At 40.3% G+C, this 17,937-nt stretch carries 22 protein-coding genes and 1 rRNA gene; 22 read left to right on the top strand and 1 reads right to left on the bottom strand.

The window, feature by feature from the left end; all coding sequences use genetic code 11:
- Positions 1–252 precede the first annotated feature (252 nt).
- The 11 genes from rrf to rsmI all read left to right on the top strand — a co-directional run bounded on the left by rrf (position 253) and on the right by rsmI (position 7,565).
- Positions 253–368 (top strand): 5S ribosomal RNA (rrf, locus tag ORD22_RS12090).
- A 76-nt stretch (positions 369–444) separates the two neighbouring features.
- On the top strand, positions 445–1,890 hold the full coding sequence (locus ORD22_RS12095) for an aminotransferase class I/II-fold pyridoxal phosphate-dependent enzyme (RefSeq protein ID WP_317646278.1): 1,446 nt from the start codon (positions 445–447) through the stop codon (positions 1,888–1,890).
- Complete coding sequence (tmk, locus tag ORD22_RS12100; protein ID WP_317646280.1) at positions 1,887–2,528, top strand: dTMP kinase; 642 nt, start codon at positions 1,887–1,889, stop codon at positions 2,526–2,528. The genes ORD22_RS12095 and tmk overlap by 4 nt, the downstream gene beginning before the upstream one ends.
- Before the next feature lie 54 nt (positions 2,529–2,582).
- Positions 2,583–2,912: a cyclic-di-AMP receptor gene (locus ORD22_RS12105; protein ID WP_099689048.1), complete on the top strand. Its 330-nt coding sequence runs from the start codon at positions 2,583–2,585 to the stop codon at positions 2,910–2,912.
- Positions 2,913–2,929: 17 nt separating this feature from the next.
- Positions 2,930–3,370, top strand: coding sequence for a YaaR family protein (locus ORD22_RS12110; protein ID WP_317646281.1), 441 nt, complete (start codon positions 2,930–2,932; stop codon positions 3,368–3,370).
- Positions 3,371–3,443: 73 nt separating this feature from the next.
- Positions 3,444–4,448, top strand: a complete 1,005-nt coding sequence (gene holB / locus ORD22_RS12115; RefSeq protein WP_317646282.1) for a DNA polymerase III subunit delta' — start codon at positions 3,444–3,446, stop codon at positions 4,446–4,448.
- Positions 4,441–5,268, top strand: coding sequence for a PSP1 domain-containing protein (locus tag ORD22_RS12120; RefSeq protein WP_317646283.1), 828 nt, complete (start codon positions 4,441–4,443; stop codon positions 5,266–5,268). Before holB ends, ORD22_RS12120 begins: the two co-directional genes overlap by 8 nt.
- Positions 5,269–5,281: 13 nt before the next feature.
- Positions 5,282–5,641: a DNA replication initiation control protein YabA gene (yabA, locus tag ORD22_RS12125; protein WP_317646284.1), complete on the top strand. Its 360-nt coding sequence runs from the start codon at positions 5,282–5,284 to the stop codon at positions 5,639–5,641.
- 58 nt (positions 5,642–5,699) lie between these two features.
- Positions 5,700–6,440: a tRNA1(Val) (adenine(37)-N6)-methyltransferase gene (locus ORD22_RS12130; protein ID WP_317646285.1), complete on the top strand. Its 741-nt coding sequence runs from the start codon at positions 5,700–5,702 to the stop codon at positions 6,438–6,440.
- Positions 6,427–6,690, top strand: coding sequence for a GIY-YIG nuclease family protein (locus ORD22_RS12135; protein ID WP_317646286.1), 264 nt, complete (start codon positions 6,427–6,429; stop codon positions 6,688–6,690). The genes ORD22_RS12130 and ORD22_RS12135 overlap by 14 nt, the downstream gene beginning before the upstream one ends.
- Positions 6,690–7,565: a 16S rRNA (cytidine(1402)-2'-O)-methyltransferase gene (rsmI, locus tag ORD22_RS12140; protein WP_317646331.1), complete on the top strand. Its 876-nt coding sequence runs from the start codon at positions 6,690–6,692 to the stop codon at positions 7,563–7,565. The genes ORD22_RS12135 and rsmI overlap by 1 nt, the downstream gene beginning before the upstream one ends.
- A 50-nt stretch (positions 7,566–7,615) precedes the next feature.
- Here rsmI and abrB read toward each other — a convergent pair whose 3' ends face one another.
- On the bottom strand, positions 7,616–7,891 hold the full coding sequence (gene abrB / locus ORD22_RS12145) for a transition state genes transcriptional regulator AbrB (protein ID WP_317646287.1): 276 nt from the start codon (positions 7,889–7,891) through the stop codon (positions 7,616–7,618).
- A 268-nt stretch (positions 7,892–8,159) separates the two neighbouring features.
- On the opposite strand from abrB, the gene metG reads away from it, so the two are divergent.
- The 11 genes from metG (at position 8,160) to spoVG (ending at position 17,831) form a co-directional block, all read left to right on the top strand.
- On the top strand, positions 8,160–10,154 hold the full coding sequence (gene metG, locus ORD22_RS12150) for a methionine--tRNA ligase (protein ID WP_317646288.1): 1,995 nt from the start codon (positions 8,160–8,162) through the stop codon (positions 10,152–10,154).
- A 364-nt stretch (positions 10,155–10,518) separates the two neighbouring features.
- The gene (locus tag ORD22_RS12155; RefSeq protein ID WP_317646289.1) at positions 10,519–11,286 is read left to right on the top strand and encodes a TatD family hydrolase; all 768 of its coding nucleotides are present in this window, start codon (positions 10,519–10,521) and stop codon (positions 11,284–11,286) included.
- A gap of 136 nt (positions 11,287–11,422) precedes the next feature.
- Positions 11,423–12,661: a ubiquitin-like domain-containing protein gene (locus ORD22_RS12160; RefSeq protein WP_317646290.1), complete on the top strand. Its 1,239-nt coding sequence runs from the start codon at positions 11,423–11,425 to the stop codon at positions 12,659–12,661.
- Positions 12,662–12,800: 139 nt separating this feature from the next.
- Positions 12,801–13,367: a ribonuclease M5 gene (gene rnmV / locus ORD22_RS12165; RefSeq protein WP_317646291.1), complete on the top strand. Its 567-nt coding sequence runs from the start codon at positions 12,801–12,803 to the stop codon at positions 13,365–13,367.
- Positions 13,360–14,253 carry a 16S rRNA (adenine(1518)-N(6)/adenine(1519)-N(6))-dimethyltransferase RsmA gene (gene rsmA, locus ORD22_RS12170; protein ID WP_317646292.1) on the top strand — a complete coding sequence of 298 codons (894 nt, stop codon included), beginning with the start codon at positions 13,360–13,362 and terminating at the stop codon, positions 14,251–14,253. Before rnmV ends, rsmA begins: the two co-directional genes overlap by 8 nt.
- 145 nt (positions 14,254–14,398) lie before the next feature.
- On the top strand, positions 14,399–14,665 hold the full coding sequence (gene veg / locus ORD22_RS12175; RefSeq protein WP_009499413.1) for a biofilm formation stimulator Veg: 267 nt from the start codon (positions 14,399–14,401) through the stop codon (positions 14,663–14,665).
- A 142-nt stretch (positions 14,666–14,807) separates the two neighbouring features.
- On the top strand, positions 14,808–14,981 hold the full coding sequence (locus ORD22_RS12180; RefSeq protein WP_317646293.1) for a small, acid-soluble spore protein, alpha/beta type: 174 nt from the start codon (positions 14,808–14,810) through the stop codon (positions 14,979–14,981).
- A 157-nt stretch (positions 14,982–15,138) separates the two neighbouring features.
- Positions 15,139–16,005 carry a 4-(cytidine 5'-diphospho)-2-C-methyl-D-erythritol kinase gene (gene ispE, locus ORD22_RS12185; RefSeq protein WP_317646294.1) on the top strand — a complete coding sequence of 289 codons (867 nt, stop codon included), beginning with the start codon at positions 15,139–15,141 and terminating at the stop codon, positions 16,003–16,005.
- Positions 16,006–16,061: 56 nt separating this feature from the next.
- Entirely contained in the window at positions 16,062–16,904 is an 843-nt protein-coding gene (gene purR, locus ORD22_RS12190) for a pur operon repressor (protein WP_317646296.1), read from the top strand.
- Positions 16,892–17,269, top strand: coding sequence for a RidA family protein (locus ORD22_RS12195; protein WP_317646297.1), 378 nt, complete (start codon positions 16,892–16,894; stop codon positions 17,267–17,269). Before purR ends, ORD22_RS12195 begins: the two co-directional genes overlap by 13 nt.
- A gap of 274 nt (positions 17,270–17,543) precedes the next feature.
- Complete coding sequence (gene spoVG / locus ORD22_RS12200) at positions 17,544–17,831, top strand: septation regulator SpoVG (RefSeq protein ID WP_317646298.1); 288 nt, start codon at positions 17,544–17,546, stop codon at positions 17,829–17,831.
- Positions 17,832–17,937: the final 106 nt, after the last annotated feature.

Raw genomic sequence — 17,937 nt, forward strand, 5'->3', positions numbered from 1 at the left:
TGGGGTGGAAGTACGGCGACGTATGGAGCTGACAGATACTAATCGATCGAGGACTTAACCTATTATTGAAAAGCTAAATCGACCGTCTAGATGCGTCCGGCATAAGACGGATTGGCGAAGCGGCGTTCTTTGCCGCGCAGCCGAGCTGGCTTATGACACGAGCATCTGGTCGATTTAGCTGGACAACACGAAAAGTAGTTACTTGAACTACCCAATGTCTTTTATTCAGTTTTGAGTGAACAACTCAAACAGTCTAGTAACGATAGCGAAGAGGTCACACCCGTTCCCATACCGAACACGGAAGTTAAGCTCTTCAGCGCCGATGGTAGTTGGGGGTTTCCCCCTGTGAGAGTAGGACGTTGCTAGGCAAGCGAAGCCATTCACTATGAATTCATAGTGGATGGCTTCTTTGTGTTCTCATTAAAAGGGAGGGGTGCATAGCAGATGAATTATGAAGATCGACCACTTGTCCATGCACTTGAAAAGTTTTGTCAACAACGACATGTTTCATTTCATGTCCCTGGTCATAAACATGGATCATTGTCTGGTTTACCTCATGAATTACGACAAGCATTAGCCTATGATGTAACAGAGCTGACGGGTCTTGATGATTTGCATGAACCACAAGAAGTGATTCAGCAAGCGCAGTTAAAGTTAGCGGAACTTTATGGTAGCAATAAAAGCTTCTTTCTAGTTAATGGTTCAACAGTTGGAAATTTGGCGATGTTATATGCAACAGTAAGGCATGGCGATACCGTGTTAGTACAGAGAAATGCGCATAAATCCGTATTTCATGCGTTAGAACTAACTGGAGCGAGGCCGATATTTTTAACTCCACAGTGGGATGAATCTACACAAACGGCAGGCCATGTGACTTTAGAAAGTGTGAAATTAGCACTTTTACAACCTACTAATGTTAAAGCGGTTGTTTTGACTAACCCGACTTATTATGGAATGGCCAATAAAGAGTTAAAAGAAATTATCGCTTATTGTCACGCACAAGAAATCCCCGTATTAGTAGACGAGGCGCACGGTGCTCACTTTATTGTGGATGAATCTTTTCCTGAAAGTGCATTACAATTAGGGGCAGATATAGTTGTACAATCAGCGCATAAAACGTTGCCGGCTATGACGATGGGTTCGTTTTTACATGTTCATTCAGATTTTGTGAGTACAGAGCGAGTCGCGCACTATCTGCATATGCTACAGTCGAGTAGTCCATCCTATGTAGTAATGGCTTCATTAGACGATGCACGGCAATATGTGGAGTCTTATACTAAAGAAGACACCGCGTATTTTCAAGTTTATCGTAAGAGGTTACTACAAGGCTTGCGAAGTATCCCTACCATCCGTGTGGTAGAAGTGGATGACGCGTTGAAGTTATTAGTGCGAGTGGAAGGACATACAGGCTTTTCGTTGCAGGAAGCATTAGAGAGTCAAGGAATCTATACGGAGTTGGCCGACTTGTATCAAGTTTTATGGGTACTACCTCTCGTCAAAAATGGTTATACTGACAATCAGATAGATATTATTGAGAAGTGTAGAACAGCAGTGGATTCACTGAATCAGTCCGAAAGTATTGTAGTACCGTCAAATATTTTCATGCCCTTACTTTCTGTCTCAACTGTTGTGTATCTGCCCAATCAACTTGTTGGAATGAAATCGGAATGGAAGCATATAGATGAGGCAACAGGTTGTATAGCTGCTGAGGCTATTGTTCCGTATCCGCCGGGAATTCCATTGCTATGCGCGGGTGAACGAGTATCACAAGAACATATTTCGCAGTTAGGTGCATTACTAATAGCGGGAAGCCACTTTCAAGGTGCAATCAATCGGAAGACAAGTCAAATTAAAGTTGTTGTTGAAGAGAATAGGGGACGTTTACTATGACAGGATTATTTATCAGTTTTGAAGGGCCAGAAGGTGCAGGTAAGACATCTGTATTGCAGGAAGTGGCTACACGATTAAAAGCATTAGGACATGCAGTCGTCGTGACACGTGAACCCGGTGGAATTCCAATTGCGGAGAAAATTCGTGAAGTGATTTTAGATGCGAATCATCAGGCGATGGATGGAAAGACAGAAGCTTTACTTTATGCAGCTGCGCGACGTCAGCACTTGGTGGAAAAAGTACTGCCAGCTCTGGAACAAGGGATGGTTGTGCTATGTGATCGCTTTATCGACAGTTCATTAGCTTATCAAGGAGTTGCGCGCGGTCTAGGCTTAGAAGAAGTACTAGCGATCAATGTTTTTGCGATAGAGGATCATATGCCCGATTGTACGGTGTTTTTTGATGTGCCACCTGAAGTTGGATTAGAACGTATTTGGAAAGATAAAGAACGAGAACAAAATCGTCTGGATCTTGAAACGTTAGAATTTCATAAGCTAGTTTATAAAGGCTACAAAGAAGTAATGCACAGAGATGTGGAACGCTTTCGAGTAGTGGATGCGCAAAAGCCACAGTCTGAAGTTGTCGAAAAGGTTTGGGAAATAATAAGTTCAGAAGTCAACAAGCACAAAGATTCATGATATAATAGGAAAGAACACTACTTTTACAAGAAATCGGAAAAAGGGGAGAGTACATTGAAACTGATCGTAGCAGTGGTACAGGACCAAGATAGTAACCGATTATCTTCCGCGTTAACTAAAAATGATTTTCGGAATACAAAGTTAGCTAGTACAGGCGGATTTCTTCGTGCAGGGAATACTACATTCTTAATGGGTGTAGAGGATGAGTTAGTCTCAAAAGCGTTAGACTTAATTCGTGAAAATTGTCGGTCACGTGATCAGATGGTAGCACCTGTTTCTCCAATGGGTGGAAATGCAGATTCATATATACCGTATCCGATCGAGGTAGAGGTAGGCGGAGCTACTGTATTTGTCTTGCCAATTGAACAGTTCCACCATTTTTAATATTGAGGTGAGCATTGATGAAAGTCAATGGTGATTTACGGACGAGAATAGATAAAGTACCTCTAGATCCGCTTCGCCAACAGTCGGGCAATGCTCGTTTTGGTCAAATGGTTGAGCAACAAGGAGCACGTCTGCAAGGTGAACAAATTACTCGACTCTTTGGGGATATTTCAACCGTGGGTGATCAACTTGCAAGATCACGCAACTTGCGGGATATGGCAAAATATAAAATGCTGATCAAGCGTTTTTTGAAGGAAGTAGTTGAATCAGGCATTGAATTGAAGCAATCCCATACATGGAATCAATTTGGCGATGGACGTCGATTGAAGATTGTTCAAACGATTGATGAGAAACTAATTGAACTAACTGAAGCCTTAGTAGATGAAGAACAATCCTCCATTGATTTATTGGCGAAGATAGGAGAAATCAAGGGACTTCTTATCAACTTATATACGTAATCCCGTGCTACACTTACATGTAGTACGGGGTTTTTTGCAACATCTATAGAATAATTGGTAAGGAGGAGATTGCATGTCGGACACTATGCATGCACTGCAGTCTCAGCAACAAATAACGAAGCGTTTACAGGCCATTCATAGAAGACAACGAATGGGTCATGCCTATATATTTGACGGCTCAAATGGCGCAGGAAAAGAAGCTATAGCATTCTACTTTACGAAGTTACTTTTATGCATGAATCCAGTAGAACATGTTCCATGTGAAACATGTCATTCATGTAAGAGAATTGATTCTGGTAATCATCCGAATGTGATGTTGATCAGACCAGATGGACAGGATATAAAAAAAGAGCAAATGTCCAGTTTGATTATGAAGATGACGAAGAAGGGGTATGAGGAAGGACGTAAAGTATATGTAATAGCGAATGCGGAACGAATGAATACGTCTGCTGCCAATACATTACTGAAGTTTCTTGAAGAGCCTGAAGGGAATGTAACAGCAATCTTGCTTACTGATTCGTACCAATCCATTTTACCAACGATTCAGTCGCGCTGTCAGCGGATATCCTTACAGCCAATGAACCGACAAGAAAGCATGGAAAGTCTTATAGCACAAGGCGTTACAACATCGATGGCTGCTACGGCTACGATGTTAACAGCGAATGTGAATGCAGCTTATGAGATGGTACAGGAAGATTCCTTTGTACAGCGACGGAGATTAGTGTTAAAATTAGTAGAGGCAATTGAACAACGATCGCCTGGGGAGGCTTTGTTGTTCATCCAGACAGATTGGATGCCTTTGATGAAGGAAAAAAGTGATTGCGAACAAGGGATTGACTTGCTTCTCTTTGCTTACCGTGATATTGTAGCGGTGAAAGCTGGGTTGCAATCAACCATTGCGTATCCAGATCAACTAGAACTCTTCACCAGATACTCTGTTAAAAATGCGTATAGCAGTTTAACTGTGAAAATAGATGCCATCTTGCAGGCGAAAAAACGATTGCATCAAAATATGAATCGTACGCTTTTACTAGAACAATTGGTGCTTACTATGCAGGAGGGGTTATTGTTTGTTTAAAGTCGTAGGCGTCCGTTTTAAAAAGGCGGGTAAGTTATATTATTTCGACCCATTGGATTTGGCTATCGAAATCGGTAATTATGTCATTGTGGAAACCGCAAGAGGCGTGGAGTATGGAAAAGTAGCTAGTCGAAGTAACGAAATAGATGATGAAGATGTCGTCTTGCCACTGAAGAAGGTCATCCGTCTTGCGGACGAGAGTGATCGTGAACGTGTGAAAGAAAATCAACAGGAAGCAGAGCAAGCTTTCGATGTATGTGTTGAGAAGATTATAGAGCATCAATTAGATATGCGTTTAGTAGATGTAGAGTATACATTTGACCGCAATAAAATTGTCTTTTACTTTACCGCTGAAGGGCGTGTAGACTTCCGTAACTTAGTAAAGGATCTTGCAGCTATCTTCCGAACAAGAATTGAGTTGCGTCAGATTGGCGTACGTGATGAGGCGAAGATGCTCGGGGGTATTGGACCTTGTGGAAGAATGCTCTGTTGTTCTACGTTTTTAGGCGATTTTGAACCAGTGTCTATTAAGATGGCAAAGGATCAAAACCTTTCATTGAATCCATCGAAGATTTCAGGACTTTGTGGCCGGCTCATGTGTTGTCTGAAGTATGAGAATGACGAATATGAAGAAGCAAAAGCACAAATGCCTGATATTGGTAAACAAGTTGTTACGCCAGATGGGGTAGGAAAAGTAGTTGGTTTGAATTTATTGGAGCGTGTGCTACAAGTGAATATGCCAGCGTTTGAAAGAGTACTTGAGTATGCGTGGAGTGAGATTGAAGATTTGCAGAAGGAAATGGCTCACTTGACGAATTGATGAGGTGGAACAGTTGAAAGAAGTGAACTTTCTTGACAGAGTAATGGAGTTTGAGCAACAGTTGGACTCCATGCAAAAACAATTCAGGGAACTCATTGGGTTTGTCGCAGAGATGACTGAAGAAAATCACTCGCTTCGTCTGGAAAACCATCATTTACGAGCGCGACTGGACGAAATCGATAAGATTACACAACAGATAGAAGAGACCACACGAGATGAGCGTCCAAAAAAGCTAGATGTTGGCGAAGGTGTAGATAATCTGGCACGTCTGTACAATGAAGGTTTTCATGTGTGCAACGTGCATTATGGCAGTAGTCGTAAAGGCGAAGATTGTTTGTTTTGTCTGTCATTTTTAAATAAACAGAACGGCTGAAATGGTCAATTCCTATTTTTAGGTATTGGCTTTTTCTTTTGATTGGAGAGTGTATGTTGTGAATTTACAAGATGATGAACGGCTTGACTATTTATTAGCGGAGGACTTGCGTATTATTCAAAGTCCTTCTGTCTTTTCATTTTCATTAGACGCGGTATTGTTATCTCGCTTTGCTTCGGTGCCAATCAATAGGGGAAAGATCGTTGACTTGTGTACGGGAAATGGGGCTATTCCGTTATTTTTGAGTGCACGGACAAAATCAACCATTATAGGTATTGAACTTCAGGAACGACTAGCAGATATGGCAACAAGAAGCGTGGCTTACAATGAGTTAGGTGAACAAGTAATGATTATGCAAGATAATGTCATTGGGATCGCGAGAAAAATAGGCTTTGAAGCGTATGACACAGTTACTTGCAATCCCCCTTACTTTCCAGCGATAGATGCCAGTACGAAAAATAAAAGTGTGCATTATACAATCGCCCGTCATGAAGTAGAATTAACATTGGATCAAGCTGTCCAATCTGCAAGTGAATTATTAAAGCAGGGTGGTAAAGCAGCGTTCGTTCATCGTCCAGGAAGATTGATGGATATACTTACTTCTATGCGAAAAAACCGATTAGAACCAAAACGTATTCGATTTGTTTATCCAAAGGAAGGGAAGGAAGCAAATACGTTATTAATTGAAGCAATAAAGGATGGAAAGCCGGACTTGAAGATCCTACCACCTTTGTATGTCTACACGCAAGACGGAGAATACACCGAAGAAGTGAGGCACTTGTTGTATGGTGACGAGTGAGCATTTCTTTTATGTGCTGGAATGTCAGGATGGTTCGTATTACGCAGGATATACGAATGATTTAGAACGGCGGTTACGTGTACATAATGAAGGAAAAGGGGCAAAGTATACGAGAGGACGGTTGCCTGTACACTATGTATATCACGAAGGGTATGAAACAAAAAGACAAGCAATGCAAAAAGAGTATCAATTCAAAAAATTGAATCGCTCGCAAAAAGAGCAGTATATTCGAAAGGGGCGTTCAGATTGATTACTTCTCAAAAAAGTGCTGAGATGACTGAAGCAGGTAAACTGTTTATCGTTGGCACACCGATTGGTAACCTAGAAGATATGACATACCGTGCAATTCGTATCTTGCAGGAGGCAGATTTTATTGCTGCAGAAGATACACGTAATACTATTAAGCTTTGTAATCATTTCGATATCCATACTCCAATGATCAGCTATCATGAGCATAATACACGAGTGGCGGGAGAAAAAATTATAGAACATCTACAAAATGGGAAAGATGTAGCTATCGTCAGTGATGCAGGTATGCCATGTATTTCAGATCCTGGAGCTGATCTTGTAGAACTAGCAATCGAACGAGGACTAGCGGTTGTTCCGGTGCCTGGTCCGAATGCCGCGGTCACTGCATTAGTTGCTTCAGGAATAACCCCTCAACCCTTTTTGTTTTGGGGATTTCTACCTAGACAAAAAAAGGAACAAAAAGAACAACTGGCAAAACTACAACGCTATGAAGAAACGTTGTTATTTTATGAAGCACCTCATCGCCTTAAACAAACGCTAAAAGCACTCGTTGAGCAATTTGGTGGTGAACGAAAGATCGTCATGGCACGTGAACTGACAAAGCGCTTTGAAGAGTTATTAAGGGGTACATTGGAAGAAGCAGTAGAATGGGCTGAAACAAATGAGATAAAAGGAGAATTTTGCTTAGTAGTAGAAGGGAATCAACATGTACAAGAAGAACAGGTTGATTTCTGGTGGTCAGATCTAACTGTAAAAGAACATGTCGAGCATATAATGGAGCGGAGGGAAATGCGTTCAAAGGATGCTATTCGTGAAGTTGCGGAAACACGAGAACTAAGTAAGCGAATTGTCTATCAAGCCTATCACGTGGATTAATGAAGAAAAAAAAGAATCCTGAACGAAAAAACGTTCAAGATTCTTTTTGATTACTTAGTTTTCTCTTCAATTTCTTGAAGGAGTTGTTTTGCGCCTTCAGGACTTAAGATTAACTTACCATCAATTAGACGAAGGTTGTCGTCTGAGACTTCCCCTGTAATAGAACATGTCATATTAGGCATGTACTTTTTCAAGATAATTTTATCGTCGTCTACGTATATTTCCAACGCATCCTTTTGCTCGATGCCAAGTGTGCGGCGTAGTTCAATGGGGATTACAACACGGCCTAACTCGTCAACTTTTCTCACGATTCCAGTAGATTTCATGAAAGGAATTCCTCCTGCACTCTAGATTTAAATTCGTCAAAATTCGACATAATTCTCTTTTCTATTATTTATCATACCAACTCTTCCAATAAACGTCAATCATCATAACTTAAATTAAGTCTATTATTTTTTATCACTTTTTTGATAGGTAAAAGGTGGGGTGCGAGTCAGTTTTTGGTTGTCATAATGCTTCCTGAAATGGATAAAAGATAGAAGAATCGTACAGAATTAGTTGATAACATGGCACTTTTGCACAACATCCGATAAAATGAAACTATACATTAATTATTTGGAGGAATTTCGTGTGGACAATCAATCTAAAACATTTTATATTACAACACCTATTTATTATTCGAGTGGAAAGTTTCATATAGGAACGGCTTATACGACAATCGCATCTGATGCTATGGCTCGCTATAAAAGACTCCGTGGATATGACGTTAGATTTTTAACAGGAATGGACGAACACGGTCAGAAAATTCAAGAGAAAGCTGAAGAAGAAGGGCTTTCTCCACTTACGTATGTGGATGGAATTGCTGATATCGCAAAGAGTCTTTGGAAACTCATGGACATTTCCTATGACGATTTAATTCGCACAACTGAAGATCGTCATAAAAAGATTGTAGAAAAGATCTTCCAAAAGTTCCTTGAAAATGGAGATATCTATAAAGGGAAATACGAAGGATGGAAATGTGTACCGTGTGAATCATATTTCACAGAATCACAGCTAGACGATGGAAACTGTCCTGATTGTGGACGTCCCGTACAACGTGTGGAGGAAGAGTCGTACTTCTTTAATATGAAGAAATACTCTGATCGTCTATTAGCATATTATGAAGAAAATCCAACATTCATTGAGCCAGAATCACGTAAAAATGAAATGATTAATAACTTTATCAAACCAGGATTAGAAGACTTGTCGGTTTCCCGTATGTCATTTGATTGGGGAATTAAAGTTCCTGGAGATCCAAAGCATGTAATTTATGTGTGGGTAGATGCGTTGACGAACTATATTACGTCACTCGGCTATATGTCAGACGATGATTCATTATTTACTAAGTATTGGCCGGCAGATGTTCATGTCGTAGGAAAAGATATTGTTCGATTCCATACGATTTATTGGCCAATTTTCTTGATGGCACTTGAATTACCATTACCGAAGAAAGTGTTTGCACATGGTTTTATCATGATGAAAGATGGAAAAATGTCAAAATCCAAAGGCAACGTAGTCTATCCGGAAATGTTAGTGGAACGCTTTGGTTTGGATGCAACTCGCTACTTCTTATTGCGTGAACTTCCATTTGGACAAGATGGCGTATTTTCTCCGGAAGCATTCGTTGAGCGCATTAACTATGACTTGGCAAATGATTTAGGTAATTTACTAAACCGTACTATTTCTATGATTAACAAATACTTTGATGGTGAAATTTTGACAGAAGACTTAGAGCTTACAGAGTTTGATGAGTCGCTACAAGAAATGATTCAATTAACAGTAAGCAAATATGAGAACTCTATGGAGAAAATGCAATTTAGCGTCGTGCTATCCGATGTATGGGCGTTGATTTCTCGCACGAATAAATATATCGATGAAACGTCGCCTTGGGTATTGGCAAAAACAGAAGAAGACCGAAAGAAATTAGCGTCCGTTATGTATCACTTGGCGCTCTCTATTCATCATACGGCAGTTCTTTTACAACCATTCATGACAAATGCACCAAAGCAAATGGTAGAACAACTAGGTCTTCCACAAGATTCACTTCGTTGGGATTCATTACAAGAAGATTACAGAATTCCAACAGGGACGAAAGTAATCAATAAAGGCGTGCCAATCTTCCCGCGTTTAGAAACTGAAATCGAAGTAGACTTCATCCGTCAGCAAATGGCAATTACTGCACCTGCTGAAATAGAGGAGGAAGTGAAAGAAGAAGTAGAAGAATCAAATGAAATTTCTTTTGATGACTTCATGAATATAGAATTACGCGTAGCTACCGTAACAGCTTGCGAGAAAATGCCAAAAGCCGACAAATTACTGAAACTACAAGTAGATCTAGGCTATGAGAAACGCCAAGTAGTTTCCGGCATCGCCGAACACTACGACGCAAAAGACGTAGTAGGCATGAAAGTAATTGTTGTAGCGAACCTAAAACCAGTAAAACTGCGTGGTGAAATTTCACAAGGAATGATCCTAGCAGGACAAAAAGACGGTGTATTAAAACTTGCAACAGTCGATCAAGCGTTAGAAAATGGTGCACAAGTAAAATAACTATATGAAAAGTCTACTGCATCGTAGATATTAGAAACTGTAGATAAACTCTAAATCGGAGTTTGTCTACAGTTTTTTCTTTTACTGCGATAAGAAATTAAATAAACTGCAAAGGAATTTAAATGGACTTGTAAAATTGAATCGTACGAGATCCGACGTTGGCGTGCATGCTCTCTGAAGTGAAAATTCACTTGTGCCGCCTATGTTTGTCTTCTTTTTGCCAATGTAAAATATGCCCAGTCGCTCCGACATTTCTCGCTACTTAGCAGAATAAATAGTTTACTTGTAATATAAATGTAATATAAATGAGAAGAAAGTAATAAATAAAGCTTATAGAATAGGGTACAGCGTGAGGAGAGATGAAATGTTTATTGATACCCATGTCCATTTGAATGCAGATCAATACGAACACGATGTAGAAGAAGTCATACAACGTGCAATCGATGCAAAAGTAGAAAAGATGATTGTCGTTGGCTTTGATACAAAAACAATCGACATTGCAATGGAGTTAATCGAACGGTATTCATTTATTTATGGAGTGATTGGTTGGCATCCTGTTGATGCAGTCGATTGCACAGAAGATGATTTACAGTGGATTAAAGAATTATCGGCACATCCTAAAGTCGTTGGCATCGGTGAAACGGGCCTAGACTACTACTGGGATAAATCACCGAAAGATATACAACAAGAACTGTTTCGTAAACAAATTAGGTTGGCCAAAGAAGTAAACTTACCAATTATTATTCATAACCGCGAGGCAACAGCCGATGTTGTTCGTATTTTACAGGAAGAAAATGCTAGTGAAGTGGGAGGTATTATGCATTGTTACGGTGGTAGCGTAGAAACTGCTAAACAATGTATTGATATGAACTTTCTAATTTCTCTTGGTGGCCCCGTAACATTTAAGAATGCAAGAATGCCAAAAATGGTGGCAACAGAAATTCCGCTAGACAAATTACTAATTGAAACGGACGCACCCTATTTAGCACCACATCCGTACCGAGGAAAGCGTAATGAACCGTCGTATATTCCATTAGTAGCAGAAGAAATTGCACGACTGAAGGAAATATCGGTTGAGGAAGTCGCTAAGCAAACTACTGAAAACGCTATGCATCTTTTTCGTATAGTGTAGGTATAGTAGTTACCGAGTTTGAAGACTCTAGTGAAAAAAGTTTATCGTGGACTTTTAATTACTAGTAGTTTAAAAGATTGACAGGTGAAAATAAACGCTATATACTCAGCCGAGTAATGAAAGGGGAAAATTTTTCATGTCACAGAAGAACACGAAGGGTAAACGCATTGCAGTTTTACTTATGGCAATTGCTTTATTCATCACAACTACGTCACTCGTATTGATTGACGGAAAAAAGAAAAATGTCACTATGGATCTTAATGGCAAGCAGATAGAGTTACGCACGGCTGCATCGACAGTTGAAGAAGTATTAGCTGCAAATGATGTACAGGTAAAGAAACATGATTACTTGGAGCCAGCAATGCATACACCGCTTGAGAATGGCTTAGCTATCAAATGGCAAGCAGCGAAAAAAGTTTCTATTGCACTTGATGGAGACACTCAGGAATTATGGACAACAGAAAAGACTGTACAAGATGTATTGAAGACAGCAAATATCGAGATCAACACACACGACGAAGTAGAACCAGCATTAGCAACAACTATTTCAGATAACCAAGCGATCACGATTGCGAAAGCATTCCAAGTCACTGTGAATGACGGTGGCAAAGAGAGCACGCACTGGTCCACTTCGACCACTGTCGCTGACTTTTTAAAGGATCAAAATATCCGTTTGAATAATTTGGATAAAGTAGAAGGCGATTCGAAAGCATTGCTTACGACGTCTAATGCAGTTGTAAATATTGCACGAGTAGAAAAGGTCACCGATGTTGTGGAAGTACCAGCAGACTTCAAAGTAAAGAGAAAAACAGATTTGACAATGCTTAAAGGTGAAGAAAAAGTAACAACTGAAGGTAAAAAGGGTAAGATCCAGCAGAAATTTGAAATAACGAAAAAGAACGGAAAAATTGTATCACGTGAACTAGTTAGTAAAACAGTTATTGAAGAACCTACACATAAAGTAGTGAATGTTGGAGCAAAAGTCGTAGTAGCTAGTGCAGATACAGCTAAGTCTACAAGTAAAGCACAGACTGCAAAAAGTGCAAACGTAGGTGTATCACGAAACAACGAACCAAGTGGTGGAGGTAAAGAATTCTACGCCAATGCAAGTGCCTATACAGCTTACTGTAATGGTTGTTCTGGAATAACCGCTACAGGTATTAACTTGCGCGCAAATCCAAACATGAAATTGATCGCTGTAGATCCACGAGTTATTCCATTAGGCTCTAAAGTTTGGGTTGAAGGATATGGCTATGCGATTGCAGGAGATACAGGTGGCGCTATTAAAGGTAACCGTATCGATTTACACATGCCAACAAAAGAAGCAGCTTATCAATTTGGACGCCGTCAAGTGAAGATTAAAGTAATTAACTAATTATATAGTTCGCCGGTAAAGAAGAGTGACTCTTCTTACCGGTTTTTTCTGTTTTTACTAAACGTGAATGACATGGTTGTGCAGTATACGAAAAAACAGTAAAATAGAAAGAATGACGTGAGAAGAAAAGAGGAATCCTGTGAATATAGAAGAAGTAGTTGTAGTGGAAGGGAAATCAGACACTATTGCTATCAAAAGAGCGACAGGCGCAGACACGATTGAAACAAACGGCTCTGCTATTAATGATAAAACTATTGAGCGAATTCGTCTTGCGCAACAGACACGTGGAGTTATTGTTTTTACGGATCCGGACTTTCCAGGAAGACGTATTCGTGCGATTGTAGAAGAGCAGGTGCCGGGTGTTAAGCATGCGTTTCTTCCGAAGAAAGAAACCATTGCGAAGAACGGGCGTGGCTTAGGAATTGAACATGCAAGTGATGAAGCAATACGTCATGCATTAGCTTCTATTTATACGGTCAGTCAGCATACAGTAGAGGAGATACCAATGGCGCAGCTACTAGATGCTAAACTAATCGGTCACGCAGACTCTAGAAAGCGGAGAGAGCGGCTGAGTGAGTTATTACAAATTGGTCAGGTGAACGGCAAAGGGCTTAAAAAACGTTTGGAGATGTTTCGGATTACTCCGGTGCAACTAGATGAAATGATAAAAGTTCTCGACGAGGAGGAAATGAAGACAGATGTATAAAGACATCGCAACACCAATGAGAACGAAAGAAATACTGCAAAAACATGGTTTTTCATTCAAGAAAAGCTTGGGGCAAAACTTTTTAGTGGACTCCAATGTGCTGTATAATATTGTCTCTCACGCAGACATAACAGAAACTACAGGCGTTATTGAAGTAGGTCCTGGAATTGGTGCGCTAACTGAGCATTTGGCGCGTAAAGCAGGGAAAGTAGTAGCGTTTGAAATAGATGGCCGACTGTTGCCGGTATTAGAAGATACACTATCACCATATCCTAACGTCACAGTGCTTCATCAAGACGTACTAAAAGCAGATTTGCATCAAGTAATAGAAGAGCAATTTGCTGACTACGAGGATGTAGTTGTCGTGGCGAATTTGCCGTATTATATTACCACGCCAATTATTATGAAGTTTTTGATGGAAAAGGTTAGAGTTAAGCAGCTCGTCATTATGATGCAAAAAGAAGTAGCGGATCGGATTACAGCTGTGCCAAGTACAAAAGCGTACGGCTCTCTTTCTATTGCGGTGCAGTACTATATGGATGCAGAAGTATCAATGATTGTACCTAAAACAGTTTTTATTCCGCAACCGAATGTAGAATCTGCTGTTTTAAGTTTAACTCGTAGGGAAGAACCGTATCCTAATGTAGCGGACGAAGATTTCCTATTCAACGTTACACAAGGTTCATTTGTCCATCGCCGAAAGACGTTGTGGAATAACTTGCAAGCATCTCTGCCTGAAGGTAAAGAGAAGAAGGAATTGATCCAGCAAGCATTCGACGCTGTCGGAATTGACCCTGTAAGAAGAGGAGAAACATTGTCAATTCCGGAGTTCATTGCGCTTGCAAATGCACTATACCCATCATTTGGCATGCTGAAACCGGAATAAAAGTCAATCAAAATTTGTTGTGAAAATATAGTTGATTTCATCATAAAACAATTGACAAAAGTATAGGTAGACTGTTAAAATAAAAAATTTGGTTGACAGAACGGAAGAAAAATGTTATGCTAGTATTTAGTGAGGTGTAAGCAACATGCCAAAAACATTAGCAGACATTAAAAAGTCACTGGATGCTCATCTAGGGAAACGTCTCCACCTAAAAGCAAACGGCGGTCGTAAGAAGACGATCGAACATGCTGGAGTATTGCGCGATACGTATCGTGCTGTTTTCGTAGTAGAGTTAGACCAGGATGACAATGCGTTTGAAAGAGTTTCTTACAGCTATGCAGATATTTTAACCGAAGCGGTTGAAATAACAATTCTTGATGGTGCAGATCAAACGGCTTTCATCATCAAATAATTTTCATGCTATTTTAATTTATTTCTTAGTGAATCCGCCCGGAACGTTCAGGCGGGTTTTTTTGTGTTTTCAACTATAACGATGCGTAACTTCCTCTGTTTTGTACATGCTATAATTGTCGGCCGAAAAGGAGGAAACGTCAATGGCGAGAAAAGGCGTCATGTCAGATCCATTAAAAGAAGAAATCGCAAAAGACCTGGGTTTTTATGATGTTGTACAAAAAGAAGGTTGGGGCGGTATTCGTTCACGTGATGCAGGTAATATGGTGAAGCGTGCAATTGAAATGGCGAGTAGGCAAGTGGAGGAGAAAAAGTAATTCAACCATGTCTCGGATAATCCAGATCAGGCTGACGATGGGAACTGCAAAAGCAAAAATGCTTTGCAGTTCTTTTTTTCATTTATTCTTCCTATGTTCTATCCATTGTGTGGTAATATAATGAGCAAGAACATGCTGTGGGGAGGGAGCTTTTATCATGATTTACGAAAAGGCACCTGCAAAAATCAATTTAACATTGGACGTGCTGAATAAACGGCCAGATGGCTATCACGAAGTCGAGATGATCATGACCACTGTAGACTTGGCTGATCGTATTTGGCTTCGACCGACGATGGATCGTGCCATAACGATTAAGTCATCGCATCGCTTTGTGCCGAATGATCGTAAAAACTTAGCGTATCAAGCAGCGGACTTGTTGCGGAAACGCTATCGTCTAAAACAAGGTGTAGAAATTACACTTGATAAGAATATTCCGATTGCCGCGGGACTTGCAGGCGGGAGTTCAGATGCAGCGGCTACGTTGCGTGGATTGAATCGCTTGTGGGACCTTGGGTTGTCATTGGATGAACTAGCTATGCTTGGTGCGGAAATAGGTTCAGACGTATCCTTTTGTGTATATGGCGGTACAGCCATTGCGCGTGGGCGTGGGGAGAACATTACACACTTGCCTTCGCCGCCGAACTGTTGGGTAATTCTGGCCAAGCCATCTATTGGTGTATCGACAGGGAATATTTATGGACAGCTCAATTTGTCGACAATTGAACATCCACAAACGGCCACAATGATGGAAGCCTTAGAAGAAGGCGACTATGATAAAATGTGTGCATCATTAGGAAATGTGTTGGAACCAGTTACGATGGGTCTGCATCCTGAAGTTGTTATGCTTAAAGAACAAATGGAACGCTTTGGTGCAGACGCGGTATTGATGAGTGGTAGTGGGCCAACAGTCTTTGGGTTGGTAAAACATGAATCACGCGTACCTAGAATCGTTAATGCACTTAAAGGCTTTTGCCAAGATGTACATGCTGTACGTACACTAGGAGAACGTATTCTAGTTGATTAATACCGTACGATTATGATAATGTACTTATAAATCATTCGGATTTAGGAGACGGTATTATGAAGTGGAAAAGAAGTGAAAGGCTAGTCGATATGACCCGCCATTTGCTAGAAAATCCGCACACACTCATTTCTTTGACGTTTTTCTCTAACAGGTATGCTGCTGCCAAATCCTCCATTAGTGAAGACCTTGGTATTCTGAAGGAAACCTTTGAAGAGAGCGGTACGGGACGGTTAATAACTATTTCTGGTGCAGCCGGTGGTATTAAATATATTCCTATAGCTAGTCGGGAAGAAGTAAATGATATTATACATTCGCTAATGGATGAATTGAGAAAGTCAGATCGTCTTTTGCCCGGTGGCTACTTGTACATGACTGATTTATTGGGAAATCCAAAGTTTCTTGATCGAATAGGCAAGGTTATTGCTACTGCATTTTTTGATGCGGGAATCGATGCGATTATGACGGTCGCGACAAAAGGTATTCCAATAGCCCATGCCATTGCACGTCATTTAAACGTTCCAGTAGTAGTAGTGCGCCGCGATAGCAAGGTGACAGAGGGATCCACAGTAAGTATTAACTATGTCTCTGGTTCTGCTCGAAGAATCCAAACGATGGTCCTTTCTAAGAGAAGCATGCAGAGTGGTCAAAGAGTGTTGCTGACAGACGATTTCATGAAAGTAGGCGGAACGATGCAAGGTATGAAGAGCCTGCTTGAAGAATTCGATTGTGAACTAGGTGGCGTCGCTGTGCTAGTGGAAGCGGAACATCTAGAAGAAGTGTTAGTAGATGACTACCTTTCGTTAGTTAAGCTACATGCGGTAGATGAGAAGCGCAGAAAGATTGAGCTAGAAGAAGGAAACTATTTCACGAGAGGCGGAAATGATATATGGAATATGTGAAAACAGATCAAGCACCCCAAGCAATTGGGCCTTATTCACAAGCAGTGAAAGTAAATGGCGTAGTCTACACATCGGGGCAGATTCCTTTGACAGTAGCAGGTGAAGTAGTTGCTGGTGGAATTGAAGAGCAAACGAATCAAGTACTTCATAATCTTCGTAAAGTCTTAGAAGAAGCGGGTTCTAGCATGCAACAAGTGATTAAGACGACAGTGTTTATTCAAGATATGAACGAATTTGTTGCACTAAATGCAATCTACGAAGAACATTTCGGTAATCACAAGCCTTCTCGTTCAACAGTTGAAGTAGCAAGACTTCCAAAAGACGTTCGTGTGGAAATTGAAGCAATAGCTATTTATGAATCATAATATCTAACTTTATATAGCTTCATGATGTCGAATTAGACAGCATGGAGCTTTTTTAGAAGTTAAAAATGAGATTTGGACGATCAAATAGTATAATAGTTCGAAATTTATTCAAATATTATACATAATTTTAATAATTCACAAAAAACCTATTTTAATCTTTAAAGGAAAATAGTAATATAGAAATAACACAAGTATTATGGTTATTAAGAGGGGATTTACCAACTAACCTAGAATAAATACATTGTGGACAATTGACAACAAGGGAGTGGGGAAGATGGAGATTACAGATGTGAGGTTACGCAAAGTAGACACCGAAGGCAGAATGAGAGCGATTGCTTCCATTACACTGAACAATCAGTTTGTCATCCATGATATCCGAGTCATCGAGGGGAATGACGGATTATTCGTGGCAATGCCGAGCAAACGTACACCAGATGGGGAGTTCCGCGACGTAGCACATCCGATTAATTCAGATGCAAGAACAAAGGTACAAGAATCGATTTTAGCAGCCTACCATCATGTGGACGAAGCACAAGGGATACTTGAAGAAGCAACCTTATAAAAGAACACATGACGAGAAAGCGTTTTCATATGTCGTATCAGCTGAAAGACCATCTATTCGAGTAGATGGTCTTTTGGTTATCCGATCTGTAAAGTTGAAACTCCCT

Source organism: Sporosarcina sp. GW1-11 (assembly GCF_033088395.1).
Classification (GTDB): domain Bacteria; phylum Bacillota; class Bacilli; order Bacillales_A; family Planococcaceae; genus Sporosarcina.